This window comes from Paenibacillus sp. EKM211P (genome assembly GCF_011066175.1).
Classification (GTDB): Bacteria; Bacillota; Bacilli; order Paenibacillales; family Paenibacillaceae; genus Paenibacillus; species Paenibacillus polymyxa.
This window is the reverse complement of the sequence record NZ_JAAMNS010000001.1, coordinates 413,586-426,002: the sequence shown is the minus strand read 5'-3', so window position 1 is coordinate 426,002 and position 12,417 is coordinate 413,586. Positions and strand designations below refer to the sequence as shown.

12 protein-coding genes and 1 riboswitch are annotated in these 12,417 nt (G+C 49.7%); all 12 genes read right to left on the bottom strand.

Translation table 11 applies throughout. The features are described from left to right. Nucleotides 1-31: 31 nt before the first annotated feature. The gene (locus tag G9G57_RS01955) at nucleotides 32-676 is read right to left on the bottom strand and encodes a precorrin-8X methylmutase (RefSeq protein ID WP_013373522.1); all 645 of its coding nucleotides are present in this window, start codon (nucleotides 674-676) and stop codon (nucleotides 32-34) included. A gap of 165 nt (nucleotides 677-841) precedes the next feature. Then, the gene (cobK, locus tag G9G57_RS01950; protein ID WP_117288759.1) at nucleotides 842-1,621 is read right to left on the bottom strand and encodes a precorrin-6A reductase; all 780 of its coding nucleotides are present in this window, start codon (nucleotides 1,619-1,621) and stop codon (nucleotides 842-844) included. Further along, nucleotides 1,618-2,685 (bottom strand): sirohydrochlorin chelatase, encoded by a 1,068-nt coding sequence (locus G9G57_RS01945; RefSeq protein ID WP_164964408.1) that lies wholly within the window; start codon nucleotides 2,683-2,685, stop codon nucleotides 1,618-1,620. Before G9G57_RS01945 ends, cobK begins: the two co-directional genes overlap by 4 nt. A 94-nt stretch (nucleotides 2,686-2,779) precedes the next feature. Next, on the bottom strand, nucleotides 2,780-4,576 hold the full coding sequence (gene cobJ, locus G9G57_RS01940; RefSeq protein WP_044786213.1) for a precorrin-3B C(17)-methyltransferase: 1,797 nt from the start codon (nucleotides 4,574-4,576) through the stop codon (nucleotides 2,780-2,782). Between the two features lie 308 nt (nucleotides 4,577-4,884). After that, nucleotides 4,885-5,070: riboswitch (cobalamin riboswitch) on the bottom strand. Nucleotides 5,071-5,127: 57 nt separating this feature from the next. After that, the gene (locus tag G9G57_RS01935) at nucleotides 5,128-5,682 is read right to left on the bottom strand and encodes an LOG family protein (protein ID WP_044786214.1); all 555 of its coding nucleotides are present in this window, start codon (nucleotides 5,680-5,682) and stop codon (nucleotides 5,128-5,130) included. Between the two features lie 200 nt (nucleotides 5,683-5,882). Beyond that, the gene (locus G9G57_RS01930) at nucleotides 5,883-6,740 is read right to left on the bottom strand and encodes a uroporphyrinogen-III synthase (protein ID WP_044786215.1); all 858 of its coding nucleotides are present in this window, start codon (nucleotides 6,738-6,740) and stop codon (nucleotides 5,883-5,885) included. A 101-nt stretch (nucleotides 6,741-6,841) separates the two neighbouring features. Further along, complete coding sequence (locus G9G57_RS01925; protein WP_016822792.1) at nucleotides 6,842-8,008, bottom strand: GerAB/ArcD/ProY family transporter; 1,167 nt, start codon at nucleotides 8,006-8,008, stop codon at nucleotides 6,842-6,844. Between the two features lie 43 nt (nucleotides 8,009-8,051). Further along, complete coding sequence (locus G9G57_RS01920) at nucleotides 8,052-8,276, bottom strand: hypothetical protein (protein ID WP_016822791.1); 225 nt, start codon at nucleotides 8,274-8,276, stop codon at nucleotides 8,052-8,054. Next, complete coding sequence (locus tag G9G57_RS01915) at nucleotides 8,269-9,486, bottom strand: Ger(x)C family spore germination protein (protein WP_017428592.1); 1,218 nt, start codon at nucleotides 9,484-9,486, stop codon at nucleotides 8,269-8,271. The genes G9G57_RS01920 and G9G57_RS01915 overlap by 8 nt, the downstream gene beginning before the upstream one ends. Next, complete coding sequence (locus G9G57_RS01910; protein ID WP_016822789.1) at nucleotides 9,486-11,111, bottom strand: spore germination protein; 1,626 nt, start codon at nucleotides 11,109-11,111, stop codon at nucleotides 9,486-9,488. The genes G9G57_RS01915 and G9G57_RS01910 overlap by 1 nt, the downstream gene beginning before the upstream one ends. 179 nt (nucleotides 11,112-11,290) lie before the next feature. Next, nucleotides 11,291-11,629: a hypothetical protein gene (locus G9G57_RS01905; protein ID WP_017428591.1), complete on the bottom strand. Its 339-nt coding sequence runs from the start codon at nucleotides 11,627-11,629 to the stop codon at nucleotides 11,291-11,293. A 15-nt stretch (nucleotides 11,630-11,644) separates the two neighbouring features. Next, complete coding sequence (locus G9G57_RS01900) at nucleotides 11,645-12,358, bottom strand: pirin family protein (RefSeq protein ID WP_017428590.1); 714 nt, start codon at nucleotides 12,356-12,358, stop codon at nucleotides 11,645-11,647. Nucleotides 12,359-12,417: the final 59 nt, after the last annotated feature.

Here is a 12,417-nt window from a genome sequence, read left to right as displayed (position 1 = left end):
ATTTCATGATACAGCAAACGGACAACCGCATCTAGCGGACAGCCATTAAGGAGATTGCATTCAATGCTGCTACGACAATCGTGCTGCCGCCCTTGCGTCCAATATTCGTAATGAACGGAATGTCCAGCTTGCGTAGCTCGTCCTTGGATTCTGCCGCCGATACAAAACCTACGGGCATACCAATCACCAGTCCAGGCTTAGCCGCTCCTTCTTTCACCAGACGAATCAGCTCCAGCAACGCTGTCGGCGCATTACCAATCGCATAGATTCCACCTTCGCCCGCCTGAATCGCTTTGCGCATCGAAATAATGGCACGTGTCGTGTTCAGCCTTTTGGCTTCTTCCATCACGTCCGGGTCAGATATGTACACATGAACATCCCCGCCAAATTGACGGATGCGATCCTTGCTCAACCCCGCCTGAATCATCTGCACATCTGCCACCACCGGCTGTCCTGCGCGAATAGCTGCAATTCCGGCTTCAATGGCTTTTGGATGAAATACCATGCTGCGGCCCAACTCAAAATCAGCAGATGCATGAATGACACGCTGTACGACAGGATATTGTTCAGCTGTAAATGGATGCTCTCCCAATTCTTCTGTGATCATTGCGAAGCTTTTACCCTCAATCTCCTGCGGCTGTACCGTTAGCGGTTTAAAGTCTGTTTTAAAGTCCATGGTATCGACCCACTCCCTTATTGAAAATTAGTTTAGGAAAAATAACTGCTCGTGTATTAAAACAACAGATATTTCTATTAAAACACGCATTTTAAGATGACTATATTTTAGATACATGCCAGCAGTCGTTATGGATTAACTGAACCCGTAGGGACTTGAACCAACTCAAATGGAAATCTTCCCTGTTGCTGTGCGCAATGTATCAATTACTCCGTCGAAATGATCAAATACCGTACCAAACTCTACTTCCGGTCTGGAAATCAAAATGACATGAATACCCAGGTCCAAAGCAGATTGAACCTTCTCATCCACTGCTCCCGTGCGTCCGCTTTCCTTGGTGACCATCACGGTCGTACCAAAGTGCTTGTACAATGCTTCGTTCATCTCACGGGAAAAGGGCCCCTGCATGGCAATAATATTTTTTTGCTCCATGCCCAGTTCGCCGCACTTCTCCATATTGTCCAGACGCGGAAGCATACGTGCAACCAGACGAATCTCCGGGTCTCCGAGTAAATGCTTGGTGAATGTGCCGAGCGTCTTACTGCCCGTCGTAAGCATGACAGAGCCCTTGAGTTGCTTAGTAATTAATGCGGCCTCTTCATAAGAAGACACAATATGGAGCAATGGATGATTGTCATACACCAGTCCCGTCCGCTCGTAGCGAATATAAGGAACTCCAGACTCGCGAGCAGCTGTCATCGCATTCGCATGTGCTTCCTCTGCAAAAGGATGACTGGCATCAACAACGGCCTGTATCCCCTTCTCCCGAATCATTGCACCCATTTCATTGGCTGTCATTCGGCCTGTACGTACGTCCAGCCCTGCTTCGGACAAGCTGGCCGCCGCGCTTTCGGTTACGACCGAAGTTAATACGTTAAAGCCGGTGTCACGGATTTGCAGCGCCAATTCCCTTGCATCGCTCGTTCCGCATAGCATAAAAATCATGAGCCATTCACCTGCCCGGTTACATTCACTACAGACGGCGCATGTGAATGATCGTGATCATGGTCATTATGGCTGTGAGCATGGACATGCTCATGAGTATGATCGTGGCTGTGTTCATGGTGATCATGATGATGCTCATGTGCATGATGGTGGTGATGGTCATGGTCGTGATGGTGATCGTGGTCGTGGTCATGGTCATGGTCATGGTCATGGTCGTGGTGATGATGCTCCTGCGCTTCCAGACGGAACTGGCAGTTATCGCAATTAGCCGTAACCTTGCCGAACAAGCCTTCGTTAGCTCGCTCCAGCACCAGCTCAACTAATTGCGGATGGAAGCCAAAATATCCGCCCATTTCCACTTGTAATGCAGGGTGAGCCTCGGCGAATTCCTGAGTCATTTCTCCAATGCGCTTAATCAGCACACCTGTGAACAGAAAATACGGAAGCACGATAATCTTTTTGGCACCCAGTCGTACGCAACGCTCCAGACCGTCTGGAAAAGAGGGTTGCGTCACGCCGATAAAGCTGCTTTCTACCCACGTATAAGAAAGCTTCTCCCACAGCATACGGGTGATTTTGAAAAAGTCACTGTTCGCATCTGGATCGCTACTTCCGCGTCCTAATACAAGTACCGCTGTTTCTTCGTCAGATACCTGGGCAGATGCCTCTACAGCGCTATTCATCCCTGCTGGAACTGCAACAGGGCGGGCCTCTTTCAAGCGGTTTAGCAGTATGCTAACGATTTTTTCGTGAACGCCAATCGGACGTCCGTATACAAATTCCACCTGCGGGTATTTTGCCTTTGCCCGGTCGATTGCCTTCGGAATATCAATTTTGGCATGCACTGCTGCGAACAAAATAATCGGAATAAAAACGACACGTGTCGCCCCTTTGTCCACACACGCCTGTACTCCTTCGGCAATACTTGGGCGTGCCAACTCCAGAAAACAGGTTTCTACACACGTACCTGGCGCCCGATCTGCCACCGCTTGCGCAAATTCCAGTAGTTCCTGATTACCCTCTGGGTCCCGACTTCCATGTCCAACCAACAATATTGCATCCACTGCTGTGTTTTCCTCCTCATTGATAGGGATAGCCTACATGACGCCCTATTTTATATATATGCTTGTATCCAGTTCATCAAGCCTACCAACCCACTTAATCACCACAAACCGCGTTCACTTCTACTGTTGCTGGTGCATCTTCATGTCGGAAACCCGCAACGATGCCTACACGTTTGAAGAATTTATGAAAACGCTCGTTCGGATGCCCCTTTTCCTTATATTCAGCAATAATGTTCTCCACGATATCTGTAATCTGATCACCCGGAATCCCTTCCGCTACGGGCTGAGCGGCATGAGCATTACGGCCAAATTTTTTGCCGCCGAGAAACAGATCGTATCCTCCCTTGCGATAGACGACGCCGATATCCTCCAGCACCGCTCCATAGCAAGCCATGCCGCATCCATTCAAAGCAATACTCGTTTCCTTGGGTGCCTGTAATCCGCCAAGCACAACCTGTAGATGCTCAGCCACAGGCACCGCATCATCTTTCTCCATATTGCAGAAGTCGCAGGCCTTCACCTTAAACACATCGCCGATCGGCATGACAATGAATCGTTCATCCCGAAGCCGTCCGACCAGTTCCTCGGGGTCTGCGCACGGCACGCGCAGCACGATCTGATGATCTGGCGTGTATTCCAGCTCGCCATCATCACCCGCTACCTCGGCAAGCAGTGCCATCTGCCGAGCAGTGAACTTCTTGTTTCCCACGCCAGGGGAAACCCCCACCTCAAACAGTGCAGGCTTGCCAAAGCCGCCTGACGCCTTCCCAGTCGTAGCCACCGTTGCCGTTCCGACGGCGCTCTGGGCGGTAGGCGCTTGCCCGCTCCAGCGAGCATTGGCTTCGCCCGGCAGCTTGCCGCCGACAGCTAGGCGGCTTAGTGCCTCTGCTGCCAGCGATGCTGGAGCCGCTCCGGTTGGCTTCGCGGGCGCAGCCTGCACGGTAGCCATCGCTTGCGGGCGTGCCTGCGTGGCAACCGCAGCGCTGCTCGCGGAAGGCTCGGGAGACGCAGTCAGAGCTCCGCCTCCCTGCGGTGTATCCAGCGCGCGATCCTCTTGCGCGCCCAGCGACCACGGCTCCGCTTCCGTGCGAAGCCGCTGATGCGGTTTGAGCACTTGCTCGGTCGCGTCCAGCGTGTATTTACGCTGATAGCCGCGCGGAGTCACGATTAAGCCGTCATACACTGTCGTCGAGGAATTGCCGATGATTACGGTCGTCAGCATCCCGATATCATGGTTCAGCATATCTTCCAGCGTCGTTACAATAACCTGCTGACGTTCACGATAAGCACTCTTCACCAGTCCAACTGGAGTTTGCGGATCACGGTAACGGAGCAAAATGGACTGCGTCTCCACAATCTGGCGGGTACGCCGACCACTGCGCGGATTGTACAAGGCAATCACAAAATCAGCCGAAGCCGCAGCTTCTACACGCTTCACGATCGTTTCCCACGGGGTCAGATGATCACTCAGACTGATTGTGCAAGCATCATGCATAACCGGCGCTCCCAACAACGAAGCACAGGATTGAATAGCCGAGATCCCCGGCACAACTTCTACCTCAACCCCGTCCTCGCGACGCCAGCCTTTTTGCATCAGCACTTCGTACACCAGCCCTGCCATGCCATAGACCCCAGCATCTCCACTGGAAATGACGGCTACCTTCTTACCCATCTCTGCTTGGCGAACCGCCTCCTGCGCACGGCTCACTTCTTCTGTCATCCCTGTGCGTACAATCTCCTGTCCGTTCAACAACGGACGGATCAAATCAACGTAGGTATTGTAGCCGATAATGACCTCACTTTCGGCCAGCGCATCCAACGCCCGTTTTGTGATATGTTCCATATCTCCTGGTCCAAATCCAATCACCAGCAATTTTCCTAATGGGCTCATCGTGCTCCTCCTATCATCCTTTTCAGGGCAGCTATACTATCTATTTCAATAATTTGTGGCATCCTTTAACTCAAAAAACCCCATCCTGCCCGGATGGGGTTCCTATGTACGTATCTCTCTCACCAGACGAAACAGCGTAAGAAGACAGTTCTTGTCTTCCTCCTATCTGCCGTTGTTTTCCATCTGTTTTGTTTACGCTTCAAACGCTGCTGCACGTTCATATCCACGCAAACCTGTAACCAACATGGAAAAAGCAACGTGTGCCTGATTTCCTGATTTCGTACACCCATCCTCTCCGCGAAGGTTAACGGTGCATACAGATCAAGGTAGGTCTCCTGGCTTGGCATCAACGGATTCTCTCGTCTTCCCCGTTTTGTACGAGTGACCATTTAAAAGAACCCTCTTCCTTACAGTGGCGGGACCGCTCGGGACTTGCACCCGATTCCCTGTTACCCTTTGCTCAACCGCAAAGGCACCTTGTCTGTCCGCTATTTGATTATGGGTCTTATCATAACCTTGCCTCAATCAGTTGTGCAAGCATGAAAAAAGCTTTATTTCAAGTTATCTGCTTTATTTTTCAACATATGCAGCAGTTCATCCGGGTCCGCAGATATACTCAGTAGCGCTGGATGATCAGCTCCGGTAAACCCTTCCTGCACGCTATGACGTACCATTTCTACCAACGGGTCAAAATATCCATTCACATTCAGCAGCCCAATGGGCTTGCGATGTATACCGATTTGCGCCCAGCACAATACCTCGAACAGCTCCTCAAAGGTTCCCAAGCCTCCCGGAAGGGCTATAAACGCATCGGCCATCTCGCTCATCGCCGCTTTACGTTCATGCATGCTTGCTACCTCAATAAACTCGGTAACTCCCCGATGAATGATCTCTGCATCGAATAACAGGGTGGGCATAATGCCGGTGACCTGACCGTCACCCGCCAACAGTCCATCCGCCACCTTACCCATCAGCCCTCTGCTGGAGCCTCCATAAATTAAACGGATATGCTGGCGAGCCATAGCTTCACCCAGCTTGCCTGCCGCCTCAACATATACCGATGAATGTCCAGGTCTGGACCCTGCAAATACACAAATAGAATTCATAAACGTCTCAGCTCCTGTCCTCAATATCATGCATCGAAACTTATTCATTATATTAGATAAATATTTTCGCTATAACAAAAAACTTTGTCGATGCATGTCCAACAAAAAAAGATAAAGACCTCGTAGGCCCTTATCTCTATTTTACTCTGTATTAGTAAATATAAGTTCATTTTTAGCTTACTGCATTTATCAGTTCTAGCTCATTTCAAATGACCGTTCACGCTCTTCAGACCACAGCCATGCACCGAATCGCTATGTTCGAAATATTTGCCCAACTCCACCATCATCGCACCCATGCGCTCTTCAGTTGGAAATACGACTCGTTCAATCCCTTCTTCCAAAATGGATTGTGCAGTCACCTTGCCTACCGATACAGCAATGACATCTTCACGAAAAGCTTCCAGTAAATCCTCCAGTCGATTTTGCTCTCTGGCATATTGGGCCAAAAATCGAATTTGCGGACCACTCGTGAACGTAACGCCATCAATCGTACGGTTTATAACATCATCTAGTAGCGCCTGCAATTTTGCTTCTTCAGGTGGGATATGCTTATAAGGAAGTACTTGGCGGGTCACTGCGCCTTGCTCATCCAGCCACTCTACCAACCGGGGGGCCGGGTCTCCATGCAGTTGCAACAGTACTTCCTTCCCCTTCAGATCATATGGGGCAAAAGCCCGTGTCAATCCGATCAAACTTCCGTCCTCGTCCCGTACTGCTGGCGTAAAGCCACGCTTTTTGAGTCCATTGACCGTCTTGTAGCCCCGTGCTGCAATGTTGGAGGATTGCAGCAACTCTATAATCTGCTCGGCCACGCCCATATCCTCTGCCATATCGAACAGAGCATCCAGTCCCATACCTGTCGTGAAGATGTACCAGTCCGGAGGGTTCTTCACCCACGATACAACAGCGTTGCGCAGCTCGATATCATCCAGAAAAACAGTCCCCTGGGCCGGGCGTTCTACTGGCTCGCCCCCCATCTTCAAAACTAGCAACGCCATTTCTTCTGCTTTACGGGGACCGGCAAGAGCGACTCTCTTACCTGCCATGCGTTGTGCCATGCTGTTGCCTCCCTTGTAGATGTCGTATTTCTTTCTACCAAGTATACAATCAGAGAGGCAAAAGACAAATAAGAATTACTTTTTCGATAAATACAGTAATCTTATAAGTGGGCGTGTCCTGTTTCGCTTTCCTGCTGGCTTTCCTGCTGACCTTCTTTCTGATCACTTCTATCCCTCTCCCTGCCAGATGATGAATCATCATCACCTCTCCCTTTAAATTTGGGTCGGAGCAACATCCACAGCAAGAAGGGCATGAATACAAAAAAGATGACCATCACCGCAGTCCATTCCCGGCTGAAATCATAAATTTGTACGATGTTGGAGAACAGCATAAACGAACAGACATAACCTAACAAACCTAAGGGCCAAACCATCAGACTCCCCCAGACATGGGCAAACATGCGCTTTACCGCCAAACTGGTAACGTACAGATCAATTCCAATCTTCGTAAGAAAGGCTGGTACGGTCAGTGCTGCCACGAACAAGTCGAACCGATCCAGGAAGTCCGTTAGTTGCAACTGACGCACCAGTTCATACGATGGATAAAACAGTCGTGACAAGATAGGAACTCCAATCACCAACTCCGACAGCAACACCAGCATGATCAGAATAGCGGTTCCGAGTAAATGTCCCAACCACGCACTACGTCCATTATAGCTCTTCCCAGAAATCACAAAGGGAACCATCATGATATCGGCCATATAACCTAGCATCCGCCAACTGCCTTTAATAACTCCATCTACTTCCGGATGTAAATAGGGTCTCAGCATCGAAAAATCCATATTACGTCCAAAAAAAAGCGGCATAGTCAACAACGTCACAATCAACAACGGTACAAAAATCTCGGTCATATTGACGAGGGTACTTATCCCCCCTTTAACCATAAATGCCAGAGTCAACAGCACAATAAGAGATACGATCACAATCGGAGTCAGCGGCAAAAGAACCACCTCCACCAGATCGGTAATAATCCTCAAATCCCGCGCAAAAATGATCAGGAATAAAATGAAATAGACTGCAAGCAGCATACGTCCCAGCACAGGGTGAGAGCTTACCATCGCCTCCATCAGATCCTGATCAGGGAAACGCCGCTTGAGTTTCAACATCGCCCAGATCGGCAAGCATAGCACGATGGCCGCAATTGCACAGGTCCAGTAGGCATGCTGATTCGCGTGATCTGCTGCCTGCGCCGGAGCATGTATAAGGGTAATACCGACCTCCATCAATACACTAAGCAGCACAATTTGTCTGGTTGTGAACTGTTTCATGCAGGTACATCCTCCTTTTGCCCGCAGGCATCCATTACACGATTTACAACGTAGGGGGGAGCCACATGTCAATAAAGCGGGTCAGCCAAGTAGCCACATAAACAGTGCTCTTCGTCGATGTGCCATAAATCCAGATGCCAATGCTAATGACATACAATACGCGGGAGACCCAGCGATTGACGGCAGGTGCATTGCTAATACGTTTACGGTCAATCAGATACATGAAGATCATAGCCAGCAATAAAGGTAATAGAAAAACTTTATTCATTCTGGATTTGCTCCTTTTTGACCCCAAATGGCTTGGTGACCGCCCCGATATTCTCAATATGCACGACCGGATCTATGGTGACCTCCACCTTGGGATACAATTGCTCCCACTGAGGTTTAATCCGTTTCCACTCATCCGGGTGATTCGTAATAATAGCCCGGCCCAGGCCAAGCACGTCTGAATGATACTTTTGCTGAATCACATGAACAGCCTCTCCCAGCTCCCTCTTAATTTCCTCGACCGTTTGCTGCTCCAACCACTTCAAATTCTCCTCCCTGGAAATATCGAAGCTCGTCTCATTTTCCTTCACATTCCCATTGCAGTTCATATGAACCGTCATTCGAATTTCGTCCCCCCGAATAAAAGGCTCGATATGAACTTTATTTTCGATGAGATGCACAGATATATAGCCTCTACCTTTGGGAGGGGGGATAAAAATTTCTGTTTCTTTGGCTTGCTCCATACCCAACAGCAGAAACCGACTGAGGTGGTTATCAATAATCCCTGTTAATCTGTCTTGGCGAAAGACAGCCAGTCCATCAACCTGAATATTTGTCTTCTTGTCTTTAAGACTATCAGGCCCATTCTTCACCAGAGACATTACCGGAACTATCGGGTCAATGCCTTCCAGCAGGACGGAATTCATCAGCAGCTTAACGGAACGAGGTTTCTTCATATAGGAAAAGTTGAGCTCACGCACCATTTCCGCTGGATATTGCTCAATCGGAGCATCTGCCTGAAGCATTTCCATCGCTGACCCCTTTGTGATAACAACTAGGGAAGACAGACGATTCTGCGGAATACGTGCAATGACATCCATCATTTTGCTAATCCCTTCTCGTGCCAGCGTCTCCCCGAGCAGCAGCACCCGTCGATGAGAATAATTCAGTGTTCGCGAAACCTCTCGCTGTTCCTCAGTACTTGCTCCCCGGAAGCTTGGACCTGTTTTGGACTCCAGGTAGTAGGACTTCGTACCACTGGTACCCCCCCCTCCTCCTGTGCTGCCCGAAGATCCGAGCTGTCCGGGCAGAGCAATTTGCATCGTTACCCGGTATTGATCGCCTTCCTTATCCAGTCCGGTACCCATCACAAAGGCCACATCATTCACTTCACGGCGATCCCAACATCCTCCCAAAAGAATAGAACAAAGCAGTAGACAACAAAGTACAGCTGCTTTACGTATTTGCTGTGTATTTGATGTGGGCTTCATCACCATCCCTCCTCGGTTTTAGGCGATCCGTTCATCTCTTTCTTCGCTCGTTTGTTGTTGTCCTTACCAATCCATGAAGGACGTTTGGTCATTTTCCACCAAGGTGCACGGACGATAATATCCTTTTGATCCATATGGTTGTACGGGCTATATCCACTCATATAAGGGACACCAAACGATGTTAGCTTGGTTAGGTGCGTAGCAATCAGCGTTGTCGCAATAATGATGCCAAACAAGCCAAATAAACCAGCCATCAGCATGATTGGAAATCGCAGCAGACGAACCGTAATGGCAAAATTAAAACGCGGTATGGTAAACGAGGCAATACCTGTGAGCGACACAACAATAACTATTGGCGCCGATACGATTCCTGCCTGTACTGCGGCCTGACCAATAACGAGCGCCCCAAGGATACTGACGGCCTGACCAACCGTTTTGGGGAGACGAATCCCAGCTTCTCGCAGCGCCTCAAAGGAAATTTCCATCATCAATGCTTCCACCAGGGCTGGAAAAGGGATGGATTCCCGAGCCGCCGCAATACTCAATATGAGTGTCGTCGGCAGCATATCATGATGATAGGTCGTCACCGCTACATATAATGCTGGCAGAAAGAGAGCCATGATGAGAAAAAGAAAACGAATCCAGCGCACCATATTACTGATGAAGAAGCGCTCGTAATAATCTTCGCTCGCTTGCATCATTTGCCACATCGTGACTGGTCCAATCAGGGCAAAAGGCGTGCCGTCCACAAAAATGGCAAACCGTCCTTCCAGTAATTGCGCGGTGACGGTATCGGGACGTTCGGTGTATTCCATTTGCGGAAACGGTGAATATGGGTGATCCTCAATCAGTTCCTCAATATATCCAGTCTCCAGAACACCATCAATTTTAATATCGCTGAGGCGCTTTTTAACATCCTCCACCAGCTTCGGATCTATGATCCCTTCAACATAGGTAAGGACGACGCTCGTTTGAGTTTCTGTTCCGAGGGTCATGCTGTGCATCTTGAGCTTGGAGGTCTTCAGCTTGAATCGTAGCAGTGCCGTATTCACGCGAAGCGTCTCTGTGAAACCCTCACGTGGCCCACGAATAACAGCCTCGGTCTGCGGCTCCTCCACGCCACGGCGAACGCCTCCCTTGGCGCTGAAAATATAAGCACGAGCCGTTCCATCTACGAACAGAGCGGCATTGCCGTCCAGTATCGCTGCCGATACCTGCTTCCATTCGTCCATCGTTTTGGTCTGGGACATGGAGATACGAGTCTCATCCAGCGGCTCCAATTTGCCGTTCACTTCAGGGTCCTTGAGCATCATACCCAAGATGACAGGCCGCAAAATATGATCCTGCAAATCCTCTGATTTTACCGTGCCTTCGAAATATGCCAGCAACCCTTTTCGTTCAGGGGAAATCATGAGCTCTCGGTAGACGATATCAGAGCATTCCTTGAAAATATCACGCATTGCGACCCTATTGTCTTCCAGACTGCTGCGCAGTGGCTCTTCCAGCCATGAAGACTCAGGCAGCCCTTTGGGCACACGAGCATTTCGTGTTTTGCGTTCAGCGGCTGGAACCGCTCTCCGGCTCCACGGTAGCTTTGGCAGCTTGGGAAAGCGCCCTTTCTTCATCGTTAGTCCCCCCTTTACGAATAAACCGATCAGTTAATATGACATATAGGATGTACCAGCCTGCAAAGGATTATGTATCCAATGAACTCACCATCTTGAACACATAACAAAAAGACCCTGCAATGATGCAGAGCCTTCAAAAATCAATTATACATCCGAACATTTATGATCAAGAAGATTTAATCTCCCCAATACTCCTCGGGATGGTATTCAATCTCAGAACCGGCTTCGAACGTAAGCTCGCCGATCTGAGCATGATATTGTACACTTTCCGGGGTGACGTAATACCAATGCTTTACCACGAATCCGCCATCTGCGGGTGTTACAAAACGAAATACGTTCAGCTCCTTGCTGAAACGCACAATCGCCTCCGCTGCCTCACTCGGCAACTCTTGAAGCGTGAAGCGAAACACGCCGTCCGCCGATTCCAAACGACAATCGAAACGCTGCTTGCGGCTGTCAGCAAAGCTTCGCCCTGTGACGGCATGCTTGATCAGCCATGTTTCCTGCTGCGCCATTGTGCGCACCTCCTTTTAGGGCAAATCAATCAACATATAAAAAACAGAATCCTCTGCCTTCAGTGATAGCTTCGGCTCCTCCTCTATGCGAGCAGAGTCTCGGCCTTGGAGAAGATGTCCACCGTTGACACGCAGTGAACCCTCGATGACGAACAGGAACACGCGCCGACCCTCGGCCTGTGTAAATTCTACTTGTTCCCCGGGCTGAAGCTTGCTTAAATAAATCGTTAAATCCTGATTAATTGAAGCTATTTCACCCTCCGTGCCGGGTACACGCTTTCCAGCAACGACAGGCAGGAGCTGACCTTGCAGACGTTCCGTATTGAACGTTGTAGTCTCATAGGAAGGTTGCAATCCTCTTGTGTGCGGACTGAACCACAATTGCAGCAGACTGACATCCTCGGTTTGCGAAGCGTTGTGCTCCGTATGAATGATGCCGTGCCCCGCTGACATTCGCTGAATGCCTCCAAAACGGGTCACCGCCACATGTCCACGGTTGTCTTCATGACGCAGCTCCCCATACAGCACAATGGAGACAATCTCCATATCGCTGTGCGGATGCGCCCCAAAGCCCCGGCCTGGTGCGATGACATCGTCATTACAGACACGCATAGGACCAAACGCTGTATTGTTCTCATCCTGATACTCCGCGAATGAAAAGCTGTGGCTCCCCCGCAGCCATCCCTTATCGAAGCTGAATCGGGAAGCAGCCGGATATATTGTAAACATAATAGCCCTCCTTCAAGGATGAACAATGAGATCAAATCCCTCTCATTGTACCCGAGCCC